Here is a 23,027-nt window from a genome sequence, read left to right as displayed (position 1 = left end):
CTTCAAGAAAAAGAGTTGAAGCTTTCATGTTGACAATATACCTATTGGGGTATAATATGAATCTCGTAAGTAAGTTCAATCTATCGTTTTGAAAGGAGGCTGGAACAGAATGGCTTATGACTCTAAAACAGCTAATCGAGTAAAGCGGATGGAAGGTCAATTACGCGGAATCTTACGCATGATGGAGGAAGGTCAAAACTGTAAGGATGTGATTACACAGCTGTCGGCCGTGCGTTCAGCGGTTGATCGGACAATAGGAGTTATTGTTAGTGAAAATTTATTAGATTGTGTCACCACTGCTGAGGGCAATGCGGAAAAGATGAACTCAGCCATTCAAGAAGCAATGGATTTAGTGGTGAAAAGCAGATAGTTTTATATACCCTTTAACGTATAAAAAAGGAGGAGTGATAACTTGGAAACATGGATCGTTATTGCAATTATTGCAGCATTTTTCATTTGGCGAATGAAACCAACAAAGGGTGTTCAATCTATTTCTACAGTCCAATTAAAAAATATGCTGAATGATAAGGATAAGATATTTATCGACGTACGCACGCCAGCGGAGTTTAAAGGACGCCATATCTCTCAGTTTAAAAATATGCCGCTTGGGTCCGGCTTTGAAAAACTACCGAAGGATAAAGAAGTGGTTGTGATTTGTCAAAGTGGTATGCGTAGTAGTCAGGCATGCAAGCAATTGAAAAAGCAAGGCTTTGAGCGTGTTACCAATGTTCGCGGTGGAATGAGCGCGTATTAGGAGGAAAGTAAATGAAGGAAATTACAGCAAAGGAAGTAGAGCAAGCAATCATTCAGGGGAAAAAACTGAGCCTGATTGATGTACGAGAGGTAGAAGAGGTAGCGGCTGGTCATATTCCGGGTATAATCCATATTCCACTCGGTTTATTAGAGTTCCGCGTACAGGATTTGAATAAGGATGAACCGTATATTATGGTTTGCCGATCAGGTGCTCGTAGTGCTCGTGCTACCGAAATTTTAGAAGGTAAAGGCTTTCATGTTTCAAATATGGTTGGTGGAATGTTGTCCTGGGAGGGCGAAGTACAATACTAGCTTATAGCTATATTTTTTTGTTGAAAATAATACCCTTATAGGTATATGGAGGTTGTAATGAGAATGAAGGCAGATTTTCAGCTAGATGCCAAGGGCCTTTCTTGCCCGTTACCCATTGTTAAAACGAAAAAAGCAATGGCTGATCTTATAGACGGTCAAATTTTAGAAGTATGTGCGACAGATAGAGGCTCTAAAGCTGATATTGCAGCTTGGGCAGAAACTGTAGGTCACCAATATATTGGCACTTTAGAAAATGAAGGGGTGCTCAAGCATTATATTCGCAAATGTACAAACGATCAAATAGAAGAAATTTCGTTTGATCAAACGATTGATTTAGAGCAAATCATCAATCGTGACGGATTAATTCTTGATGTGCGTGAAGAAGCAGAGTTTGCCTTTGGACATATTGAGGGCGCTAAATCTATTCCAATGGGTGAATTGGAAGCGCGACTGTCAGAGCTCGATAAAGAGCAAGAGATTTATGTTATTTGTCGTACTGGAAAGCGCAGCGATATGGCTGCACAGAAGCTAGCCTTACATGGTTTTATAAAGGTCTTTAACGTTCTACCAGGAATGACATCCTGGCAAGGTAAATTAACAAAAAACATTTAATAGGAGGAATTTTATTATGTCAAACAAAGTAGCAATTATTGCAAGTAACGGTGGTTTATTTGATGCGTATAAGGTGTTTAATATTGCAACAGCGGCAGCAGCTTCTGAGAAGGAGGTAGCGATTTTCTTCACGTTTGAAGGATTGAATCTCATTCATAAGCAAGGGATGCATGCGTTACCAATACCTGCTGGAGCAGAGCAATTTGAGGAAGGCTTTGCGAAAGCGAATGTTCCTGCCATTCCTCAATTAGTGGACATAGCCCAAGAATTAGGTGTTAAATTTATTGCTTGTCAAATGACTATGGATGTAATGGGCTTATCGACAGATGATTTTATTGATGGTATTGAAGTAGGAGGAGCTGTTACTTTCCTTGAGTTTGCAAAAGATGCAGCACCATCACTAACTTTCTAAAGAATTCTTTTGTACCAGTAAGGCGGAGGGGAATACCTCTCCGCTCTAAAAAACTTTGAAATTATACCTATGGGGGTTATATACATGCCGATGCAGAAATGGAATGCTTCACAAATTGCCAAAAAGGTCATTAACAATGAAGAATTGTTTATTTTAGATGTTCGTAATGCAGATGCATTTGAAGACTGGAAAATAGAAGGACATCGATTTGAGTACTTAAATGTACCATATTTTGAACTGTTAGATGGTGTTGAGGAGATCTTGCCGAAAATCCCCTCCAATAAAAAAATTCTAGTCGTTTGTGCTAAAGAAGGATCATCATTGATGGTGGCTGAAATGCTATCGGAAGCTGGTCGAGATGTTGCCTATTTAGCAGGTGGTATGAAATCTTGGAGTGAATATTTAGAGCCTATTAAAGTGGGTGATTTAACGGGTGGGGGAGAGCTGTATCAATTTGTCCGTTTAGGGAAGGGCTGTCTTTCTTATATGGTGATATCTGAAGGTGAGGCAGCTATCATTGATGCTGTTCGCTTTACAGATGTATTTATAAGTTTCGCTGAACAGAAGAATGTGAAAATTACACATGTTTTTGATACACATTTACACGCCGATCATATTTCAGGTGGACGTCATATAGCTGAGGCAACTGGTGCGGTCTATTACTTGCCGCCGAAAGATGCAGAAGAGGTTGTATTTTCCTATATACCGTTAGTTGATGGAGTGACTGTTCAAATTGGTAATTCAAAAATAGATGTAGGAGCTATTTACTCACCAGGTCATACAATTGGTTCTACATCATTTGTAGTCGATAGCAAATATTTGTTAACAGGGGATATTTTATTTATCGATTCTATTGGACGTCCTGATTTAGCAGGCCTTGCTGAGGATTGGGTTGGAGATTTACGAGATACACTTTACAAACGTTATCGAGAATTATCGGGTGAGCTTATCGTGTTACCAGCTCATTTTATGATAATTGATGAACTTAACGAAGATGGGACAGTAGCAAAACGACTAGGGGATTTATTTGTACAAAATCATGGTTTGAATATTTATGATGAAGTTGAATTTAAACGTGTCGTGACAGATCAATTACCACCACAACCTAATGCCTATCAAGAAATCCGTCAGGTAAATATGGGGAAAATAACTCCCACACCAGATGAACAAACTGAAATGGAAATCGGTCCAAATCGCTGTGCTGTTCGATAAAATTTGCTAAAAGTACAATAGGTACGTCTGTGTATTATAAATGTGGATATTCCAGATATTGAAGGTGCTCATCCTTCAGGAATCTAAAATAACAAGAAGAACCGGCAAATCGCTTACAACCTTTGCCGTGCTGAAGGGGATCAATATGAAGTCAAATTTACAATTAGATGCAAAAGGTCTTTCGTGTCCAATGCCCATTGTGAAAACAAAAAAGGCGATAGATACATTAAATACTGGAGAAATTTTAGAAGTTCAGGTGACAGATAAAGGAGCTTTAGCGGATATTCCTGCTTGGGCAAAAGCTGGAGGTCATAATATATTAGATCAATCTGAAGAAGCAGGTGTTATTACGTTTTTAATTCAGAAAGCTTAAGGCTAATGGAGGGTTGTCTATTAAATAGAACAACCCTTCTTTCACTTTTCGGAAGGAAGGAAAAATGTATGGATATTACATGGATATTAACGATCTTTTTGATTGGTTTTCTTGGTTCGTTTGTATCAGGGATGTTAGGTATTGGTGGTGCCATTATTAATTACCCGATGCTACTGTATATTCCACCATTATTAGGATTTATGGCCTTTTCAGCTCATGAGGTTTCCGGAATTATTGCCATACAAGTATTTTTTGCTTCCATAGCTGGTGTATGGGTATATCGCAAAGGTGGATATTTAAATAAATCACTCATTATCTATATGGGTGGTGCTATATTAACAGGAAGTTTTGTTGGTAGTTTTGGTTCCAAATTTTTATCAGAGGCAGGCATAAATATAGTTTATGGTGTGCTAGCCTTAATAGCCGCAGTCATGATGTTTATTCCCAAAAAACAAATTGACGATCAACCTATGCAGGATGTTACTTTTAATAAAACATTGGCCATTTTATTAGCCGTAGTTGTTGGTATTGGTTCAGGTATTGTCGGAGCAGGTGGTGGGTTCTTATTAGTCCCCATTATGCTAGTGGTTTTAGGAATCCCTACGCGTATGACCATTGCGACTAGTTTAGCGATTACATTTATCTCCTCTATAGGGGGAATGGTTGGAAAATTAATGACAGGACAAGTTGAATATTTCCCTGCGCTCATAATGATTATTACCAGTCTTATAGCGGCCCCACTTGGTGCAAAGGCTGGGAAAAAATTGAATACCAAAAGCTTGCAAGGCATTTTGGCAATGCTCATATTGGCTACTGCCATTAAAATTTGGGTAGATATTATTGGGGGGGGATAACTTTGAAAATTGAAGTTTTCACGGATTTTACTTGTCCATTTTGTTATATTGCCAAGCTAGAATTGGAACGTGCAATTGATACAAGTGGCTATTCGGGACAAGTAGAAATTGAATACAAGGCTTATCAAATAGCTCCGGATACGCCTAAAGTAAATGCACCGACTTTTTTAGACGCGTTGGCTATAAAGTATAACGCAACGCGTGAAGATGTATATGATATGACAGCGAATATGGCATCCAGAGCTGCAGAAGTTGGGTTGTATTATAATTTTGAAAAGATGAAAACAGCTCACACAGAAAAAGCACATCGTTTAGCAAAATGGACGCAGCAATTTGGTCAAGCATCGGCATATACAGAAGCACTGATGGCTGGTCATTTTATGGCTGGCGAAGATGTGAATGATGATTCTTTTTTATTAAAAGTGATTGGGCAATTAGGCTTAGATATAAATGGGGCGCAGGATGTTCTAGCTACTAATGCCTTTCTTGAGGCTTTAAACCTGGATCGATATGATGCGCAGCAACTTGGTATACAAAGTGTCCCATTCTTTGTATTTGAAAATCGTTATGGCATTAAAGGGGCAGAGCCAAATGAAGTCTTTGTGCGAACTTTACATCAGACAGCTAAAATAGTGGGAATTCAGCCAAGCATTAAATTAGTGGGAACAGGTGAGGATACGTGTACAAATGGGGCGTGTAACCTGTAAACTGATGAATGGGTGTCGAGTACTTAAAGTACTCGACATTTTTTTGATTCAACTACATACTGCAAGAGGTATTAAGTCTTGATTTTGGTGTAGTAGTACAATAAATTATGGTTAATTTATCCATTTTTATCATCTGAATGGTTCTATTTTATAGTAGTGTGAGAAAAATCACATCCAATAAAATGCTATGTTGCTAAAATATAAGTGAGTATACAAAGGGGGGTATTATAGATGAAACCTATAGTTGCAGGAGTAGCAGGGACAGTATTGTTAGTAGGCACAATTTTTGTAGCAACAATTATTAGTGACAAAATTACAGTTGATTCGATTGTGGAGGAGAACGATACGACAGTGCAGGCGCAATTACCAACGACAGCAGCTGCTCAGTCAGTTGTCTACGCTCCACCAAGTATTGATGAAGTGCCAGAAGGACCTATGAAAGAGGCAATATTAAACGGCTATGAGCTTGTTAATAATACGCATGTTGCGGCGGACGAATATGTTGGGAATCAATTATCATGCACAAGCTGCCATGCTGGTGCTGGCTATGACGAGCAAGCATCTTCATTAGTAGGAGTAATGGCCAATTATCCACAATATATTGGACGCTCGGGTGGTGTAGTTACAATTGAAGAGCGCATTAACGGCTGTATGGTTCGTAGTATGAATGGTAAAAAATTTGAAATGAATAGTGATGAGCTAGAGGCTATGGTCGCTTATTTTGCATATATTTCTGAAGGTGTTCCAATTGGAGCAAAACGAGAATGGGCAGGTACTAGTGATATGAAGAATGTACCAATTCCAAATGTTGATAATGGTGAGGAGCTTTATGGTCAGTCCTGTATAGCTTGTCATGCGGCTGATGGCTCTGGAACGGGTGCTAATACTGGTCCAGCATTATGGGGAGATAATTCCTTTAACGACGGTGCGGGCATGGCACGTATGTCAAAAATGGCTGGCTATATTCAAAATAATATGCCAGTAGGTGCAGCAGGGACGTTAACAGATCAAGAAGCAGCTGATTTAGCAGCGTTTATTTTATCTCAAGATCGCCCTGAATGGCCAAATCACGATAAAGACTGGCCAAAAGGCGGAAAACCAAATGATATTATGAGTAAAGAAAAACGTGAGCAAGTTAAAAATGGTACTATTGATTGGGAAAAGGTACTATCTACAAACTAACTTAAAAGGGATGCCGTTTTATGGGCATCCCTTTTAAGTTATTTAAAATTATAAGCAGTAACAATTTTATCTCTGTTTGTTGTGATATCTGTAAAATATTCATATAGGCTAATACCGAGAAATGACCCACTTACGTTAAAGACATTAGAGAAACCGCTATTCTGAAGGGCCATAACAGCATTATAGCTACGTTGACCGGATCGGCAATGTACATACACAGGTTGATCCTGCGGTATCTCATGCATTCTTTCTCGAAGTTCACTTAGAGGAATATTGTGTGCATGAAGGAGATGTCCAGATTCAAATTCATTCTTTTCACGTACGTCTAAGAAGTAGGCTTGATTTTCAATAAGTGGTCTCACTTCATCTACTTTTATTTGTTTGAAGTGTCCGTGTAATAGATTTTGAGCTACAAGAGCTGCCAAATTGACAATATCACGGGCAGTGCTAAACATTGGAGAATAGGATAGCTCTAGCTCCTTCAAATCTTCTAAAGTACCACCCATGGAGATGAGGGTTGCTATCACATCAATCCTTTTATCTGCATTGCCTTTACCTATAGCTTGGGCTCCAAGGATTTTACCTGTGGGTGTTTCATAAACGAGCTTAAAATGAAGAGCATGACTATTTGGCATTAAGCCTACTTTATCTGGAGCTATCAAATAAACGCTTTTAGACTGAAAGCCATTTGCTCGAGCTGTTTTTTCGTTCAAGCCAGTTGATGCACATACGAGGTCGAAAATTTGTACACTTGAAGATCCAATAACCCCTTTATTGTGTTGAGCGATGTTAAACATATGATTAGCTGCAGCACGTGCCTGTCGCTGAGCGGGACCAGCCAAAGCGAGGCGCGTCTGTTTATGGGTAAGTTGATGGAATACTTCAATCGCATCTCCCACAGCGTATATGGAAGGATCAGATGTCACATAATTAGCATCAACCAGAATGCCCCCTAGTTCACCGATAGTTAGCCCAGCCTCTTTAGCTAAGTGGATTTCAGGACGAACGCCAATCGCTAACACTACTGCTTGTGCTGTCAATTGTTTTCCAGAATTTAGCGTCACATAATCTGGAGTAACCTTTGCAAGACCGTCATTGACAATGACTTGAACCCCCTTATCAATCATTTCCTTGTGCAATATTTGAGCCATATCAACATCAAAAGGAGCCATAATTTGTTGGCCGAATTCAACTAAAGAGACATTATAGCCTGCTAGCTTCAAATTTTCTGCTACCTCTACACCAATGAAGCCCCGCCGACCACTGCAATGTCCTGTACATGATCTGTTTGTAGATATCGATTTAAACGCTCAATATCAGTCACGTTTCTAATGGTAAAGACGTGCTCAGAATGAATACCCTCTAAGTCGGGGACGATAGGACTTGCTCCTGGAGATAAAATTAACGTATCGTAACTTTCCTCATACTCTCTATTTATTGTTAAATCCTTAATAGTGATGGTTTTTTGCTCTCGGTTAATACGTACAACTTCTTGCTGAACACGAGCCTCGATATTGTATTTTGCTTGAAAGCCTTGAGGCGTCATTAAAATTAATTTGTCACTATTTTCAACAATCCCGCTTAAATGGAAGGGGAGAGAACAATTAGAGAATGAAACATTTGGCCCTTTTTCAAACATAATTATTTCTGCCCTTTCATCGAGACGACGGATACGAGCAGCAGTGGATGCCCCACCTGCAACGCCACCAACTATTAAAAATTTTTTACTCAATTGTAAACACTCCTTTTAAAATTAATACATAATAGGGTATATAAGTGCTTTTAAATAAAGGTTGAAGTTCTCTAAATAGATAAATTATGCAGTATAAACACTACAATTAAATAATATACCCCTAAAGGTATTTTATCAAGTTAATAACTTAACAAATTTCCTTAGGTGTACCTTGTGACAGCAAGTTGATGTATAAATTTGCTATACTTAAAGTAGTAGGAAATGGAACTGATATGGGAGGTGACGCTGTTGATTTTTTTGAAGTTTTTGTTCCAAATCATGATAGTATCGGGTTTGATTTATATTGTGAGCGGACGATTAATTGGCTCAAATATCAATTTTGTGCGAAGAGTGCTTTCAGTCGTTATTAGTGTGACATTAACCTCTTTTGTTTACTGGTACTCTTATTTGCGTCATACAGATTTTTTGTCTGAAACAATGATGCAAACAGTAACAGAGGTCAGCACATTAATTTGGATAGGGAGTATGCTACTCATTTCTATGTTGCTGTATTTGGTTTTTGAGCTCTTTGATCCAAGTGGCATAACAACGGGAGATCGCAGAAATGGCCAAAAATCTTTGCTATTACGACTGCGTAGCTATTGGCGACAGCAGAAACGATTGCGACAAGTTTTAAAAATTGCTGTTACAAACGGTGTCGTACAAACGATTAAATATGCAAGGCAACGTGAAAACGAAAAAGAGCTGGCGATTGCATTGCGAGCAACATTAGAGCAATGTGGTGGGATATTCATTAAATTTGGACAAGTACTATCTACGCGTAAAGAATTATTTTCACCCATTTTTATAGATGAGCTAGAAAGGCTACAGCATCGTGTGAAGCCTTTACCAGTAGAGCAAGTAACAGATATTTTAGAGGGCTCACTTCCTCAACCTATGGATGAAGTATTTAGTCAATTTCAAATGGAGCCCATTGCAGCGGCCTCAATCGGTCAGGTGCACAAGGCCCGACTAAAAAATTATGAAGATGTTGTCGTCAAGCTTCTGCGTCCTGAAGTAAAAGGGATTATGCGCGATGATCTTGAAATATTAGAGGAATTTGCAAATTGGCTTTCATCTAAATCTACGTGGGCAGAGTCACTAGGCTTTCGTGAGCTTGCTGGTGGATTTGCAGATGGGCTACGTGAGGAGATTCATTTAGATATTGAGGTACGTAATACGCTACAGGTAAAGAACGCATTAGCTAAAAGTGATTATAAGGTCCGGATTCCGAAAATTTATACAGCTTACAGTAATGAAAATATTATTGTGATGGAATATATTCGTGGACATAGTGTGGCGGATGGGGGAGCTGAATTCAATCGTCTGTCCATTGATCGCAGACGATTTGCTAGAACGGTATTATATTCTTTTTTCGAACAGATGCTTTTTTCAGGTATTTTTCATGCTGATCCTCATCCTGGAAATATTCACATTGATGAGAAGGATGGTACACCCGTATTGCTCGATTTTGGAGCAGTTGGAAGATTGGGGGCCACACAACAAGAGGGTTTAAAGCTATTCTTGATGGGTATTCAGCTCAACGACTCCAGCGTTTTGTACGATGGCTTAACACTATTAGTGGAAAATGCGGATCATGCGGAACGCGCAAGAATGGAACAAGCAATTGATCAAATTTTACTAAAAATCTCATATGTAGATCGCATACCAACAGAAGAATTAATACATGCTTTATTTACCGTGGTGCGGGATTTTGGACTTGCCTTTTACCCTGCGGTAGGTTTAGCACTCCGCTCATTGGTGACATTAGATGGAACATTAAGGGTAATTGATCCACGTTTTGATATTTTTACGGAAGCTAAAGATTTTTCTGCTACATATATGCGTGCTTCTTTCCTAAAGCCATTTAAAGAACCTATGGCTACAAAAGAACGGTTGCAAGAGGAATTATCCATGCTGATACCAACTTTGCGTAAAATGCCAAGAAGAGTGGATCAACTAATTCAGCGTGTAGAAAGTGGGAAAATTATTTTACATCACGATATATTTTCTGATGAACATAATGCCCGATTCATCACCCATTTGTTTTCACGATTTGTACTGCTTTTAGTAGGGATTACATTTGGAATTATATCTGTTGCCCTTTTGGCAATCTCACAATTTATTCATGATTCTTATGCAGTGTACCTAAACACTGCTGCTTATTTAGGGTTATTTTTATGTGCAATTTTGTTAGTAAGGTTATCAATACAGGCATTGCGTTCCATGAAACAGTAGGTAGGGATCAATTCCCTGCCTCTTTTTTTTGAAACATTTCTGAGTAATATTACAAAAACATTACAAAGTAGATCGTGGGACTAATGTCGAATTAGCTAAAAACAGATGTATGTAGAATAAATAAGTGCGTTGTAGAATAATTGGTATTTTACGTGAATGTTACAGAAATGTTTCGAGTTTTACTAATGTATTAAATAGATAGGAAATAGTATAAAAGTTATGCTGGAAATGCTAAACTTTAAAAGGCTAAAACAAATATATAAGAACAAATGATTAAATATAGAATCGTTCAACAGATTACATAGAGTATTCAGAGCGAAATTGATAAATGAAGGGAAATGAAGGTACGTGGGTAAGCGCAATAAATGGCGTAAGTCGATGGTGCTAGCTTTAGCACTAGCAGGCGGCTTATTATTTAATACAATTCAACCAACAGAAGTACATGCTGAAGAAACTTCTCAACAAATGATTGAGAAAAAGGCTGAAATAGATGCACAGGTTAAAAAATTACAAGAAGAACTAACGAAATTACAACAAGAGATCGACGAAAAAGTAAAAGTATTTAAACAAGTACAAGCGGAAATTAAAGAAGTGGATGCTAGTATTGTTGAAACAAAAAAACGTATTGAGCAACGTTCTAAAATCTTAAGTGAACGTATGGCTGCATACCAAGCACAAGACAACACAGTCGGTGTTTATTTAAATGTAGTTCTTGAAGCAAAAAGCTTTGCCGATTTAATGGACCGTGTCGTAGCGGTTAAAACATTAATGGATGCGGACCAAGAATTAGTGGATCAACAAGAAGCTGACAAAGCGAGCTTAGAGCAACAAAAAGCTACATTAGATGAAAAACAAAAAGAGCTTCAAAAACAATTCCAAGAGCTTCAACAAAAAGAAAGCGAAATGGAAGTGAAAAAGGCTGAAAATGAAGCAAAATCATTAGCCTTAAAAGCTCAAATTGCTACAAAACAGGAAGAAGAGCGTTTAGAAGCAGAACGTAAGGCAGCAGAAGAGGAAGCGGCTCGTTTACGTGCTCTTCAAGCAGCAACACCAGTAGTACAAGCTACTCAAAATAACGGTGATGGTGAACAACCACAAAAAATTATCGTTGGTTCAGGCGCTGGTACTGCCTCTTCAGGTGATGCAATTTCTACAGCAAAACAATTCCTTGGTCGTCCATATGTATGGGGTGGTAATAATCCAACTTCAGGGTTTGACTGTTCTGGTCTTGTACAATGGTCTTACAAACAAGCAGGCGTTTCTTTACCACGTACTGCATCACAACAATATTTAGCAACACAACGTATTTCTGCTGGTGAAGCACGTGTTGGTGACTTAGTATTCTTTAGCTATGGCTCAGGTGTAGCGCATGTAGGTATCTACTTAGGTAACAACACAATGATTGATGCTCAAAATAATGGTGTTGTCATTGAATCACTTGATTGGTGGAATCAATATTTAGTAGGCTTTGGTCGAATTCAATAAGCCACCATATTATATAGACGATTAACTTGATAAAAAGGTCATCTTTGTAAAGAAAAAATACAAAGATGACCTTTTTATTGGGATTAAATTTTAAAGTTCACTTTAATGATGCCTGTTTCCTTCAAGGCGATAAAGAAAATAATGACAAAGGGTCCAATAAGCAAACCGATAATTCCAAATAACTGTAGACCAATAAACATAGCAATTAATGTTGGTAAAGTTGATAAACCGATATGTTCTCCCATCAGTTTAGGCTCGACTACACGACGAATAATGAGTAAAATAGCAGCTAAGATGAATAATTTTACAGCAATAGCTGTGTTTCCCATTAAAAGGTGATAAAACCCCCACGGTGCTAGAATAATGATGGAGCCTAAAAAAGGGACTATATCTATCAGCCAAATAATAATAGTCATCGTTATGGCGTATTTCGGCTGGATTAATAAAAGTCCAACAAGTGTAACGCCTCCAATAATGAAGCTTACAAATAAATGTGCTTTCATATAGCCTAATGTTGCATCCTTTAAACGGTTTAAAATAATTTTTATTTTCTTTGCTGTATTAGGCTTTAAATACTTATAAGTAATGCGCTTCAATTTTGGCAGATCAAGCATAAATAGGAATAGGGCAATCATATAGACGAGAAGACTGATAAATAGCCTTGGAATCTCTGAAAAGAAGGCTGAAACTTTGCTATAATTAAAGAAACTTAAAAAAGTTTCTTCAATTTTCTTTATGAAATCCATTGTGGTTTTTTGAAGCGAAGTACTAACTTCAGGTGGAAAGTCTTCAGTGTATTTAGAAATATTTTCTTGCATATGAAGCCACATATCTGATAGCTTGGAAATATAATAGGGAGCTTGCTTAGACAATAAAATTATTTGCGTCATGATCTGTGTAATTGAAATATAGCAAATAATAGAAATTATAATGACACTCACTATGTATATAAAGGCAACTGCAATTTTTCGAGACATTTTCCAGCGCCTTTTAAAGAACATGACGATCGGTTCAAGGAAAAATGCGCTAATAGCTGCTAATATTAACGGCATAGATACAGGAATAATAAAATAAGCAGCTATAATTAGGGACAGAATCACTAGCAATCGAAAAATCAATTTCCTAGCATTAAATTTATTCATAAACTCACCTTCTTTGCGAAAAAAATTAAGTTAAGTGTACCATAAATAAAGTTTAATGACGTTCTGAAACAATAAAGGTAGGGATAAATTATGGAAAAAGAGATTTTGCAACTTTTTAATAATCTAACAGAGCGTAATCGAGATATACAATATGAATCTTACGAGGAACTGATGAAAATTCTGCAGGAGCCCGTAGATTGGACATATGCAGTGTGGGAACAGCTTGTACAAGCACTTACATATAAAAATGGCCATGCCCGTGCACTTGCTGCGCAAATTTTATGTGCTTTAGCTGCAAACAGTGATCCCGAAGAAAGAGTATTGGAAGATTTTTTAAAGATTTGGGCTGTGACCTATGATGATAAGCCTGTCACGGCAAGGCATACATTACAAGCTATTTGGAAAATTGGTTTAGCAGGCCAAGTACAAAGCGATTTAGTTGTATCTTTTTTAGCCAAGAGATTTCAAACTTGTTTAGATGAGAAGCATCCTACTCTCATTCGCTATGATATTATTGTATCCTTAAAAAAATTATATGATCATACGAGTGATTCTAAATTATTAGACATAGCACATCGATTAATTAATGAAGAGCAAAATGTTAAATATAAAAAGAAATATAAGTCAGCCATCCGTTCCTAGTAACGAGATGGTGTTTTTTGTGCAAACTCTTTGGTTATTGGAGAATAGTCAATTATAATATATAAAAAAACAAAAGGGGTTAGGGAATGAGCATTTATAATTATTTAGTACGAAAGCCGAATGGTGAAATTTTATCAATGGAAACATTTCGCGGTAAAACATTGCTAATAGTTAATACAGCTAATCAGTGCCGATTTACATATCAATTTGAGGACTTACAAAAAATGTACGATAAATATGTAAAAAATAATTTTGTCGTTCTAGGTTTTCCTTGCGATCAATTTGGCCACCAAAATCCAGAAGATGGAGAGGAAACTGCGCATCTTTGTAAAGTAAACTACGGAGTTACGTTCCCCATTTTTGAGCTTATCCAAGTAAATGGTGAGACGACACATCCTTTATTTAATTATTTAAAACATGAAGTCGATTTCCGTGAATTCGGGAAAGCAAGCATGCAGGAGAAAATGCTGGCTGAGGCGATCGTTCAATTTGCTCCAAGTTTCTTAGATGGTCGAAATATTCGCTGGAATTTTACTAAATTTTTAGTAGATGCAAGCGGAAAAACCGTAGCTCGCTTTGAGCCTACAGACTCACAGCTTGATATTGAGCAAGCAATTGAAAAAGTATTATAGTCGAGTAACTTTAATGCTATGATATCGCCTATAAAACGAGTATCCTTTTTGTACGTAACTATTTTTTCCTATCAATCTATGATAAACTGCATTACAAGTGAATTATTCTTGCAGAATAAAGGTGCTTGCTAGCATAATCGGGAATTCGGTAAAAGCCGAAGCTGTTTCCGCAACTGTAAGTACAGCCATTATAAAGATTAGCCACTGTTTCGTAGGAAATGGGAAGGTTCTTTATAGCTATTATATATTTCATATAATAGCATTGTACAAGCCAGGAGACCGACCTTTATTTGAACGTATAACAACTCTTCGGAAGCTAGGAGGATATACGGCAAATACATAGGCAGTGTCGTGTTTGTATGACAATCATTATGTTATTTTCGTCGTTCCTTTGCGTGAGGAGCGACGTTTTTTTATGTACTGAACAAGCGAGAATTTTCATTTGGAAAAATGGGGGGATAGTAGATTGAAAAAAGATGCACGTTATTCTTGTTATCCTTTTATGCGTGAGAGGGCTTCAACTGTCGATTTTGAGATTCGCACAGATAGTTTAACAACGCATATAGGGGTTGCACTAGCTGTAGTGAAGAAAGAGGATGTCCAGGCTGTTGCAGATGATTTAATGCAGATTTTACCTATGGCTTATCATGTTAATGGCTCTGTTCGTGGAAAGCTAGCAGTTACAGATGAAGATCTATCCTGGTTAAGTGCGCGCTATGATTTTTATGTTCGTCATGTGAAGGATGAGATTCAAAATTTTGTTTTACCTCAAGGAACAGAGGCAGCGGCTGCTCTACATCTTTGCCGTAGTGAGGCGAAAAAATCGTATCGAACTTTACACAAGGTTTCAGAAGAACAAGAGGTGCCGTCTATTCTCTTTGATTATTTAGGCTTATTAGCCAATGTATGTTTTGTAATGGCTGTCTATATGAATCAACAAGCCGGAATAGCTGAAATTCCGTTTATGAGTAAATCCTATCCAATGAAAAAGAAAAAGGTGAATAATAATGAAGAAACTATTTAATTTACACTGGCTATCGGTCTTATTGCTAGCGCTCGTTTTAGCAGGTTGTGGTACCGCGGGAGATACAAAAAATAAGGATGTGTCTCAAGATGAACAAAAGATTGAGCAAACAAGTTATAAAGTAACCGATGATCGTGGTGTGGAAATAGAGTTTAAGGAAGTGCCAAAAACAGTTGTGTCTTTACAACCTAGTAACACAGAAATTCTATTTGCACTAGGGGTTGGCGATAAAATTGTAGGTGCCACTGAATATGATACTTATCCAGAAGCAGCTCAAAAAATCGAACGTGTTTCTGATACTGTGAATTATAACAGTGAGCGAATTATAGCGTTAAAGCCAGATGTTGTGATTGCGTATACGATTGGTAAGAAGGATGCACTTAAGCCACTCGAAGATGCAGGAATTAAAGTGTTTGTTATTCAATCAGCGGCTACATTCGATGATGTATATGGAGATATCGAACAAATTGCTGCCGTTATGGATGTGAAGGAAAAAGGAAAGGCATTAAACGAAGAAATTAAAGCAAAAATCGCTGATGTGAAAACAAAGGTTAAAGAAGTAAAAACACCCAAAAATGTTTATTTAGAGATTAGTCCAAAGCCTGAAATATATACAGCAGGCTCTAGCACTTTCCAACAAGAAATATTAAATACGGCAAATGTAAAGAATGTGTTTGCAGATTTAAATGGCTGGAAGCTAGTATCTGAGGAAGATGTTATTGCGAGAAATCCAGACGTCATTTTAACAACAGTCAACTATACAGAAAATCCAATTGGAGAAATCCTTGCTCGTGATGGGTGGAATACGGTATCAGCTATTCAAAATAAGGCAGTTCAACCCCTTGACACAGATATCTCAAATCGCCCAGGTCCGCGTATCGGTGAAGCAGTTGAGCTAGTTGCTAAAGCTGTGTATCCAGAGTTATATAAATAAGATCGTAGAAAATGCTAGTTGTTTATTACAGCTAGCATTTTTTATTTTATTACCTAGTGTGAAAATTGGTATTCATGTAGTTTGTTCGATAGAATAAAGATAAGAACACTTATTAATATAGGGAGGTGTAGTTCAGTGAAGCAAGTACAAAAAAATATTTCGTTTGAGGCCGTTTATAATTTCCGAGATATGGGGGGGTATCAAACGAGAGATGGGCGTGTTATAAGGGAGGGCTTATTTTATCGCTCCGCCGCACTTGGTAAAATGACATCTACAGATAAAGAATTATTTGAAACATTAGGTATTAAAACAATTTTTGATTATCGTGACACGAATGAAGTACAACATAACCCTAATCCTGTATTTCCACAAACTCGATATATTCAAATCCCGGCGAAGGGAAAGCATGCTTTTGAAATGCCAACAAATACAGGTGGTAGAGAGTTTTATAAAGTAGTTAACGCTGATATGTTCAAGGACTTTTATGCACAAATGCCTTTCCATAATCCCTCTTTTAAGGAATTAATGTTGACGATACAAAACCCTGATAATTTAGGACTAGTCCATCATTGCGCAGTTGGAAAAGACCGAACAGGAATTGGCGGAGCTCTTATTCTATTGGCTTTAGATGTACCTGAGGAAACCATTATGGAAGACTATTTAGATACGAATATCCATTTGCGTCCCATGGTAGAAAGAATGGCTCAAACGATTGAGCACCAATATAACGAACAAGAATTACAGCAATTTTATGCTTTAATGTCTGCTCGTGAAGACTACTTACAGGCAGCACTTGACGCTATGGATCATCGTTATGGCTCAAAGACAGCCTTTTTGGAGCAGGAGTTTGGCCTAACAGCCGATAAGCGTGAGCAATTACAGTCCTTTTGCTTAATTTAAATAAAAACCCTTTCACAAATTTAGTGAGAGGGATTTTTTATGTGGAAGCGCTGTCTTCCTATAAATCTCTTTACAGTCTGAAATTTTATGATAAGATACAATAGATTTTTAAGAAAAGTGTAGGAGAAGTGAAGGTATTGGCAGACACAATGAAAGGAACGAATAAGTTAAGTCTATTCCATTTAACATGGCCTATCTTTTTAGAAGTATTTTTATTTATGTTAATGGGACTAGCCGATACTTTTATGCTTAGTGCTCTATCAGATAATGCTGTATCAGGGGTTGGTGCAGCAAATCAATATATTCATATCGCTATTTTAATTCTTGAGGTAGTCGGCAATGGTGCGTCCATCGTTGTATCACAATATTTAGGTTCAAAACGTTTTTTTGAGGCAGCGAAAATATCCGCTCTAGCAGTCACAATGAATTTGGCAGTTGGACTTATAATGAGTGTTCTATTTTTCTTCTTTGCTAGTCATTTAATGTCGATGATGAACTTGCAAGGTGAAGTACTCCATTATGCTCAAAGTTATTTAGTTATTATTGGGAGTTTTATTTTCCTTCAAGCAATCATTAATGCCCTTGCAGCAATTATTCGTGTTCATGGTTGGACGAAGCAGACGATGTATGTATCACTTGGCATGAATGTACTGCATGTTGTACTTAATTACGGCTTAATCTTTGGAAATTTCGGATTACCAGAGCTTGGTGTAAAAGGTGCAGCCATATCCTCAGTGATTAGTAGAGGATTAGCGATGCTCGTATTTTTCTGGTTGCTTTATCAAGTGATGGAAGTACGAGTAAAGCTACATTACTACTTCGAATATTCTAAGGAATATGTAAGAAAAATTTTAAACATTGGTTTACCGTCTGCCTTTGAGCAGGTTCTTTATCAGTTTTGCCAGATCATATTTTTATATTATGCCACATATTTAGGGGCAGAAACTTTGGCGGCGAGACAATATGCTATGAACATATCTATGTTCACCTATTTATTCGCTATTGCCATTGGGACAGGAACGGCCATCATTATCGGCAGGCATGTAGGTGCTGGAGAAAAGGACGAGGCTTATCATCAACTATGGAAAAGTGTCCGAGCAGCATTTATTTTTACCATTATTATGGTTGGTGTAGTGACCATTTTCCGCAAGCAGCTTATGCATATTTTTACAGATAACCCTGAGGTCATAGCTATCGGAGCATCTGTTTTGGCGTTAAGTATAGTGCTAGAGACTGGTCGAACGATGAATATAGTCGTCATTAACTCCTTACGTGCCTCAGGAGACGCAAGGTTCTCTGTTAAAATCGGTTTTTTGTCGATGGTTTGCATGAGCCTCCCATTAGGTTACTTTTTTGTATTCGTCCTCGATTGGGGTTTGGTAGGTATTTGGTTAGCTATCTCTGCAGATGAATGGGTAAGGGCAATTATTGTATACTTTAGATGGAAAAGCCGAAAATGGGAGCGTTTCGCCCTCATTTCACCGAATGAACAGAAGGAGGAGTAGCAATGGGAGCACTATCTAAACGTGCAATAGGAGCAGCATTGATAGATCAATATATCACACTTTTTGCATGCCCTTTATGTCAGCAATCCATGCACGTCTATGAGCAGGGGAGACTCGTTTGTTCTGCCAATCACTCGTTTGATATTGCCAAGCAGGGCTATATCAACATGCTGACACAGGGCTCTACTTCTAAATATAGTAAGGATCTTTTTGAATCTCGTAAGGCTGTTATTGATAGCGGGGTTTATGATATTGTAGAAGCAAAGATTGGGGAGCTTATTAATTCTGCGAATACAGTGCTCGATACAGGTTGTGGAGAGGGATCGCATTTAGCCCGAATTATGAATGAAAAAAAGAATGGAGTAGGCATTGGTATTGATATAGCTAAAGAGGGAATTTTGGCTGCGGCACGTCATTATCCACAGCAAATTTGGTCTGTTGGCGATTTAGCGAAGAGTCCTTTTTCGCAAGGCAGCTTTGACGCTATTTTAAATATTTTATCGCCAGCAAATTATCAAGAATTTAAAAGGCTTCTTGCGCCTAATGGCTGTATTGTAAAGGTGGTGCCACAAAGCGGCTATTTACAGGAGCTGCGTGCTCAATTATATGCAGATTCGAGCAAGGAAACATATTCTAATGAACAAATTGTTGCTCGTTTCCAAGATAGTTTTGGAGAAGTGAATGTAGAACGTGTCACCTACACGTTGCCACTTGCTAAGGAGCTTGTACCTGCACTACTGGAGATGACACCGATGGGCTGGCATAAAAAAAATGAGACAGATATTGTTTTAAATGAAATTACGATTGATGTAGATCTATTGGTCGGAAGGATGTAAGATGGTCACCTACAATTGCAGTATACGGGTCTTTTCGATTACAATGGGAATAACTATTGAATAAGGTAGGAATGTAACAGTGTATAAATTAGTAGCAAATATTGTTAAAGTAATATTAAAACTAATGGGTTCGAAAGCTCGTGTATATGGAGAAGAAAACTTGCCAAAAGAAGGTGGATATATTATAGCTTGTACGCATACAGGCTATGTAGATATTTTAAACCTCGGCGTTGCCATGTACCCTCAGGAAATTCACTTTATGGCAAAGAAGCAATTATTTGAAATGAAGGGTCTTGGCTGGCTTATTGAACATTTAAATGCTTTCCCAGTGGACCGTGATAATCCTGGTCCAAGTGTTATTAAAATTCCTTCACAGTTATTGAAGGAGGGAAAAGTAGTTGGGATATTCCCATCTGGAACACGAAATGCGGAGGGAACGGACTTAAAGCAAGGAGCCATTACAATCGCTCAACTGGCAAAGGCGCAAATTGTTCCAGCTGCTTACGTTGGTGCACGTAATATAGGAGATGTCATGAAGCGTAATAAAGGCTATTTAATTTATGGCGAGCCGTTTTATGTAACAGGTAAAGGAAAAGAAGGGCGCGAGCAATTCACTCAACACCTGGAACGTGAACTGGTTGCTTTAACAGAAGAATTACAAAATCGTATTGCAGTAAAATAAAATGAAATGGCACTCAGAATCACATTGATTTTGGGTGCTTTGTTGTAGGAGGATAATCGTAATGATACAAGTACTTTTTGTTTGCTTAGGCAATATTTGTCGTTCGCCAATGGCGGAGGCAGTTATGCGAGAGCTAGTGAGGAAAGGATGTTTAGACGATATAATCGTTGTGGACTCTGCGGCTACAAGCTCATGGCATATTGATGAACCTCCTCACCAAGGCACACAGGATAAGCTTAGAGAATACGGTATTTCTACAACGGGAATGCTAGGTAGACAGCTACAAAAGTCTGATTTAGAAAAATTCACATACATTATTGGTATGGATGAAAGTAATATTCATAATATCCGGAAGATATTAGGAAATCCTTCTTCACCAAAGGTTTTTCGTTTTTTAGATTTAACAGAACACCGAAAAGATGTTCCTGATCCTTATTACACAGGGGATTTTCAAGAAACCTATGATTTAGTGCTAGAAGGCTGTACGGCATTGCTAGAAAAAATTAAAGAGGAATTGTTATAGAAGGATGCTAAATAGCGTAAATTTTTACAGCAATTGCTACAGAAAAAATAAGCATAAACATTGGTATATCTAGCTTTGTAAGCATCATTATGTTATTATTTGCAGAGTAAAGATACGATAAGTATTTAATTACCATTTTAAGATGTGCAACTGCATATCTATCATTTTTATAAATCTATCCTTTGAAAGAGAGTGGAAACAATGGGTCGTAAGTGGAATAACATTAAAGAAAAGAAAGCGTCTAAAGATCAAAGCACTAGCCGTATCAATGCTAAATTCGGGCGAGAAATTTATGTGGCAGCTAAATCAGGCGAACCAGATCCAGAGTCAAACCGTGCACTTAAAGTGGTGCTTGAACGTGCAAAAACATATAGTGTTCCTAAACATATTATAGAAAAAGCCATCGATAAAGCAAAAGGTGGCGGTGACGAAAATTTTGATGAATTACGTTATGAAGGTTTTGGTCCAGCCGGCACAATGATTATTGTAGATGCTTTAACAAACAATGTAAATCGTACAGCATCTGATGTACGCGCAGCATTTGGTAAGAATAACGGGAATATGGGTGTTAGTGGATCTGTCGCTTATATGTTTGATTCTACTGCAGTTATCGGTATAGAAGGTAAAACAGCTGATGAAGTACTAGAAATTTTAATGGAAGCAGATGTAGATGCTCGTGATATTCTGGAAGAAGAGGAAGCGGTTATTATTTATGCAGAACCGGACCAATTTTTTGCCACACAAGAAGCATTAAAGGCTGCTGGCATACAAGAATTCACTGTAGCTGAGCTTTCTATGCTACCACAAACGGAAGTAACATTAACTGGCGATGATGTTGCAAAATTTGAAAAATTAATCGATGCATTAGAAGATTTAGAAGATGTACAAAATGTCTTCCATAATGCTGATTTAGGCGAATAATCCAATATATTTATTTATCGAGTAAACCAGTAGCACATAAAGCTACTGGTTTTTATTTAGGGGGTAAAACCATGCAGACTGCATTAGCGATTATTTTGTTTTTAGTGACTTTATTTTTTGTTATTGTACAGCCACGTAAAATATCAATTGGTTGGTCAGCCTGTATAGGAGCTGCCATTGCACTGATAATTGGGGTAGTTACATGGCAGGATGTTCTAGAAGTAACAGGAATTGTTTGGAATGCAACATTATCATTCATTGGTATTATTTTAATTTCACTTATTTTAGATGAAATTGGCTTTTTTGAATGGGCTGCACTTCATATGGCACAACTTGCTAAAGGGAGTGGTTTACGTTTATTTGTTTATATTGCTTGCTTAGGTGCAATAGTATCAGCGCTATTCGCGAACGATGGGGCGGCATTAATATTAACACCCATTGTTTTAGCGATGGTTAGAAAACTGAATTTGACTGAAAAAATGATTTTTCCATTTATTATTGCTAGTGGCTTTATAGCAGATACAACATCCTTACCTTTTGTTATTAGTAATTTAACAAATATTGTATCAGCAGATTTTTTTGAGATAGGCTTTAAGGATTATGCAATTCATATGGTGGTACCTAATTTCATTTCTTTAATAGCAAGTATAGCTGTACTTTATTTAGTTTTTCGTCGTTCTATACCACAGTTCTATTCTCTTGAGGCAGTTGAACAACCAAAACAGGCGATTAGAGACACGAAATTATTTTCGATATCTTGGTATGTAATAGTAATTTTACTAGTGGGATTTGTAATCGGCGAAATGTTCCACGTTCCAGTGTCATTTATTTTATGTAGTGTAGCAGCTGTTTTTTTATGGTTGGCAAACCGTAGTGCTTTTGTAGATACAAAGAGAGTTATCAAAGGGGCGCCGTGGAATATAGTGTTCTTTTCCATTGGCATGTATGTGGTAGTCTATGGCCTGAAAAATGTGGGGATGACAGGTATGCTAGCTAGTTTACTAGAACATGCTGTACAGCAAGGATTTGTACTAGCGACAATTACTATGGGTTTTGTAGCAGCCGTTTTATCAGCAGTCATGAACAATCTTCCAACTGTCATGATTAATGCACTAGCGATTTCTGAAACTAGCGCAACAGGCATGATGAAGGAGGGACTCATTTATGCCAATATAATTGGCACTAATTTAGGCCCAAAGATGACGCCAATCGGCTCACTTGCGACATTAATATGGCTTCATATTTTAGCTCAAAAAGGGATTAAAATTAGCTGGGGGCAGTATTTTAAATTCGGCATGATTCTTACCATTCCAACATTATTCGCTGCTTTAATTGCTTTAGTCATTTGGTTATCGTTATTAGCATAGTTTTATTGTCGAAATAGTGAAAATAATAGTACAATAGTAAATAGATT

The 23,027-nt window shown here is 37.6% G+C and carries 24 protein-coding genes, 1 pseudogene and 1 riboswitch; of the genes and pseudogenes, 23 read left to right on the top strand and 2 right to left on the bottom strand.

All coding sequences use genetic code 11. The features are described from left to right. Window positions 1–109 precede the first annotated feature (109 nt). The 10 genes from AC3CH7_RS19835 (at window position 110) to AC3CH7_RS19790 (ending at window position 6,417) form a co-directional block, all read left to right on the top strand. Entirely contained in the window at window positions 110–370 is a 261-nt protein-coding gene (locus AC3CH7_RS19835) for a metal-sensitive transcriptional regulator (RefSeq protein ID WP_012295889.1), read from the top strand. Window positions 371–412: 42 nt separating this feature from the next. Then, complete coding sequence (locus AC3CH7_RS19830; protein WP_488381843.1) at window positions 413–754, top strand: rhodanese-like domain-containing protein; 342 nt, start codon at window positions 413–415, stop codon at window positions 752–754. An 11-nt stretch (window positions 755–765) separates the two neighbouring features. Further along, window positions 766–1,065 carry a rhodanese-like domain-containing protein gene (locus AC3CH7_RS19825; RefSeq protein WP_012295887.1) on the top strand — a complete coding sequence of 100 codons (300 nt, stop codon included), beginning with the start codon at window positions 766–768 and terminating at the stop codon, window positions 1,063–1,065. Between the two features lie 63 nt (window positions 1,066–1,128). Then, the gene (locus tag AC3CH7_RS19820; protein WP_031416580.1) at window positions 1,129–1,677 is read left to right on the top strand and encodes a sulfurtransferase TusA family protein; all 549 of its coding nucleotides are present in this window, start codon (window positions 1,129–1,131) and stop codon (window positions 1,675–1,677) included. 16 nt (window positions 1,678–1,693) lie between these two features. Beyond that, complete coding sequence (locus AC3CH7_RS19815) at window positions 1,694–2,089, top strand: DsrE/DsrF/DrsH-like family protein (RefSeq protein WP_012295885.1); 396 nt, start codon at window positions 1,694–1,696, stop codon at window positions 2,087–2,089. Between the two features lie 84 nt (window positions 2,090–2,173). Beyond that, entirely contained in the window at window positions 2,174–3,301 is a 1,128-nt protein-coding gene (locus AC3CH7_RS19810; RefSeq protein ID WP_031416578.1) for an MBL fold metallo-hydrolase, read from the top strand. A 145-nt stretch (window positions 3,302–3,446) separates the two neighbouring features. Next, window positions 3,447–3,674 carry a sulfurtransferase TusA family protein gene (locus AC3CH7_RS19805; RefSeq protein ID WP_012295883.1) on the top strand — a complete coding sequence of 76 codons (228 nt, stop codon included), beginning with the start codon at window positions 3,447–3,449 and terminating at the stop codon, window positions 3,672–3,674. Window positions 3,675–3,742: 68 nt separating this feature from the next. After that, window positions 3,743–4,528, top strand: coding sequence for a sulfite exporter TauE/SafE family protein (locus AC3CH7_RS19800; protein ID WP_012295882.1), 786 nt, complete (start codon window positions 3,743–3,745; stop codon window positions 4,526–4,528). A 2-nt stretch (window positions 4,529–4,530) separates the two neighbouring features. Further along, a complete protein-coding gene (locus AC3CH7_RS19795; RefSeq protein WP_488381842.1) occupies window positions 4,531–5,235 on the top strand; it encodes a DsbA family oxidoreductase in 705 nt (234 codons plus the stop codon). A gap of 231 nt (window positions 5,236–5,466) precedes the next feature. Further along, window positions 5,467–6,417, top strand: coding sequence for a c-type cytochrome (locus AC3CH7_RS19790; RefSeq protein WP_031416576.1), 951 nt, complete (start codon window positions 5,467–5,469; stop codon window positions 6,415–6,417). Window positions 6,418–6,455: 38 nt separating this feature from the next. Here AC3CH7_RS19790 and AC3CH7_RS19785 read toward each other — a convergent pair. Continuing rightward, window positions 6,456–8,149 (bottom strand): annotated as a pseudogene (locus tag AC3CH7_RS19785) (FAD-dependent oxidoreductase). Window positions 8,150–8,398: 249 nt separating this feature from the next. Between AC3CH7_RS19785 and AC3CH7_RS19780 the strand changes: the two are divergent. Further along, window positions 8,399–10,387 (top strand): ABC1 kinase family protein, encoded by a 1,989-nt coding sequence (locus AC3CH7_RS19780; protein ID WP_036162384.1) that lies wholly within the window; start codon window positions 8,399–8,401, stop codon window positions 10,385–10,387. 348 nt (window positions 10,388–10,735) lie between these two features. Continuing rightward, a complete protein-coding gene (locus AC3CH7_RS19775; protein ID WP_012295877.1) occupies window positions 10,736–11,872 on the top strand; it encodes a C40 family peptidase in 1,137 nt (378 codons plus the stop codon). An 83-nt stretch (window positions 11,873–11,955) separates the two neighbouring features. Here AC3CH7_RS19775 and ytvI read toward each other — a convergent pair whose 3' ends face one another. Further along, window positions 11,956–13,014 carry a sporulation integral membrane protein YtvI gene (gene ytvI, locus AC3CH7_RS19770; RefSeq protein WP_325882049.1) on the bottom strand — a complete coding sequence of 353 codons (1,059 nt, stop codon included), beginning with the start codon at window positions 13,012–13,014 and terminating at the stop codon, window positions 11,956–11,958. 90 nt (window positions 13,015–13,104) lie between these two features. Between ytvI and AC3CH7_RS19765 the strand changes: the two genes are divergently transcribed. The 11 genes from AC3CH7_RS19765 to AC3CH7_RS19715 all read left to right on the top strand — a co-directional run bounded on the left by AC3CH7_RS19765 (window position 13,105) and on the right by AC3CH7_RS19715 (window position 22,980). Then, a complete protein-coding gene (locus tag AC3CH7_RS19765; RefSeq protein WP_012295875.1) occupies window positions 13,105–13,656 on the top strand; it encodes a hypothetical protein in 552 nt (183 codons plus the stop codon). Between the two features lie 86 nt (window positions 13,657–13,742). Beyond that, the gene (locus AC3CH7_RS19760; RefSeq protein WP_289449846.1) at window positions 13,743–14,288 is read left to right on the top strand and encodes a glutathione peroxidase; all 546 of its coding nucleotides are present in this window, start codon (window positions 13,743–13,745) and stop codon (window positions 14,286–14,288) included. A 102-nt stretch (window positions 14,289–14,390) separates the two neighbouring features. Beyond that, a riboswitch (cobalamin riboswitch) is annotated at window positions 14,391–14,590 on the top strand. A 164-nt stretch (window positions 14,591–14,754) separates the two neighbouring features. Continuing rightward, window positions 14,755–15,312, top strand: a complete 558-nt coding sequence (locus tag AC3CH7_RS19755) for a hypothetical protein (RefSeq protein ID WP_031416569.1) — start codon at window positions 14,755–14,757, stop codon at window positions 15,310–15,312. Continuing rightward, the gene (locus AC3CH7_RS19750; RefSeq protein WP_036217649.1) at window positions 15,296–16,246 is read left to right on the top strand and encodes an ABC transporter substrate-binding protein; all 951 of its coding nucleotides are present in this window, start codon (window positions 15,296–15,298) and stop codon (window positions 16,244–16,246) included. The genes AC3CH7_RS19755 and AC3CH7_RS19750 overlap by 17 nt, the downstream gene beginning before the upstream one ends. Before the next feature lie 135 nt (window positions 16,247–16,381). Further along, the gene (locus AC3CH7_RS19745; protein ID WP_031416567.1) at window positions 16,382–17,146 is read left to right on the top strand and encodes a tyrosine-protein phosphatase; all 765 of its coding nucleotides are present in this window, start codon (window positions 16,382–16,384) and stop codon (window positions 17,144–17,146) included. 149 nt (window positions 17,147–17,295) lie between these two features. Continuing rightward, window positions 17,296–18,651 (top strand): MATE family efflux transporter, encoded by a 1,356-nt coding sequence (locus AC3CH7_RS19740; RefSeq protein WP_488381858.1) that lies wholly within the window; start codon window positions 17,296–17,298, stop codon window positions 18,649–18,651. 2 nt (window positions 18,652–18,653) lie between these two features. Further along, window positions 18,654–19,487 carry a putative RNA methyltransferase gene (locus AC3CH7_RS19735; protein WP_036164822.1) on the top strand — a complete coding sequence of 278 codons (834 nt, stop codon included), beginning with the start codon at window positions 18,654–18,656 and terminating at the stop codon, window positions 19,485–19,487. 79 nt (window positions 19,488–19,566) lie between these two features. Continuing rightward, complete coding sequence (locus tag AC3CH7_RS19730; protein WP_031416562.1) at window positions 19,567–20,169, top strand: lysophospholipid acyltransferase family protein; 603 nt, start codon at window positions 19,567–19,569, stop codon at window positions 20,167–20,169. Window positions 20,170–20,230: 61 nt separating this feature from the next. Continuing rightward, complete coding sequence (locus AC3CH7_RS19725; protein WP_332291030.1) at window positions 20,231–20,692, top strand: low molecular weight protein-tyrosine-phosphatase; 462 nt, start codon at window positions 20,231–20,233, stop codon at window positions 20,690–20,692. A gap of 201 nt (window positions 20,693–20,893) precedes the next feature. After that, on the top strand, window positions 20,894–21,613 hold the full coding sequence (locus tag AC3CH7_RS19720; protein ID WP_031416559.1) for a YebC/PmpR family DNA-binding transcriptional regulator: 720 nt from the start codon (window positions 20,894–20,896) through the stop codon (window positions 21,611–21,613). A gap of 71 nt (window positions 21,614–21,684) precedes the next feature. Beyond that, window positions 21,685–22,980 carry an arsenic transporter gene (locus tag AC3CH7_RS19715; RefSeq protein WP_036162377.1) on the top strand — a complete coding sequence of 432 codons (1,296 nt, stop codon included), beginning with the start codon at window positions 21,685–21,687 and terminating at the stop codon, window positions 22,978–22,980. Window positions 22,981–23,027 lie beyond the last annotated feature (47 nt).

This window comes from Lysinibacillus sp. F12, from assembly GCF_057773605.1.
Note: the sequence above shows the minus strand (reverse complement) of the source record. Positions and strands in the feature narration are given on the sequence as shown.

Excerpts from the sequence above, each read along its gene's own strand:
- AC3CH7_RS19815 (WP_012295885.1), top strand. The coding sequence starts at position 1,694 with ATGTCAAACAAAGTAGCAATTATTGCAAGTAACGGTGGTTTATTTGAT.
- AC3CH7_RS19820 (WP_031416580.1), top strand. The coding sequence starts at position 1,129 with ATGAAGGCAGATTTTCAGCTAGATGCCAAGGGCCTTTCTTGCCCGTTA.
- AC3CH7_RS19750 (WP_036217649.1), top strand. The coding sequence starts at position 15,296 with ATGAAGAAACTATTTAATTTACACTGGCTATCGGTCTTATTGCTAGCG.
- AC3CH7_RS19735 (WP_036164822.1), top strand. The coding sequence starts at position 18,654 with ATGGGAGCACTATCTAAACGTGCAATAGGAGCAGCATTGATAGATCAA.
- ytvI (WP_325882049.1), bottom strand. The coding sequence starts at position 13,014 with ATGAATAAATTTAATGCTAGGAAATTGATTTTTCGATTGCTAGTGATT.
- AC3CH7_RS19790 (WP_031416576.1), top strand. The coding sequence starts at position 5,467 with ATGAAACCTATAGTTGCAGGAGTAGCAGGGACAGTATTGTTAGTAGGC.
- AC3CH7_RS19740 (WP_488381858.1), top strand. The coding sequence starts at position 17,296 with ATGAAAGGAACGAATAAGTTAAGTCTATTCCATTTAACATGGCCTATC.
- AC3CH7_RS19720 (WP_031416559.1), top strand. The coding sequence starts at position 20,894 with ATGGGTCGTAAGTGGAATAACATTAAAGAAAAGAAAGCGTCTAAAGAT.
- AC3CH7_RS19805 (WP_012295883.1), top strand. The coding sequence starts at position 3,447 with ATGAAGTCAAATTTACAATTAGATGCAAAAGGTCTTTCGTGTCCAATG.
- AC3CH7_RS19765 (WP_012295875.1), top strand. The coding sequence starts at position 13,105 with ATGGAAAAAGAGATTTTGCAACTTTTTAATAATCTAACAGAGCGTAAT.
- AC3CH7_RS19725 (WP_332291030.1), top strand. The coding sequence starts at position 20,231 with ATGATACAAGTACTTTTTGTTTGCTTAGGCAATATTTGTCGTTCGCCA.
- AC3CH7_RS19825 (WP_012295887.1), top strand. The coding sequence starts at position 766 with ATGAAGGAAATTACAGCAAAGGAAGTAGAGCAAGCAATCATTCAGGGG.
- AC3CH7_RS19810 (WP_031416578.1), top strand. The coding sequence starts at position 2,174 with ATGCCGATGCAGAAATGGAATGCTTCACAAATTGCCAAAAAGGTCATT.
- AC3CH7_RS19835 (WP_012295889.1), top strand. The coding sequence starts at position 110 with ATGGCTTATGACTCTAAAACAGCTAATCGAGTAAAGCGGATGGAAGGT.
- AC3CH7_RS19760 (WP_289449846.1), top strand. The coding sequence starts at position 13,743 with ATGAGCATTTATAATTATTTAGTACGAAAGCCGAATGGTGAAATTTTA.
- AC3CH7_RS19800 (WP_012295882.1), top strand. The coding sequence starts at position 3,743 with ATGGATATTACATGGATATTAACGATCTTTTTGATTGGTTTTCTTGGT.
- AC3CH7_RS19715 (WP_036162377.1), top strand. The coding sequence starts at position 21,685 with ATGCAGACTGCATTAGCGATTATTTTGTTTTTAGTGACTTTATTTTTT.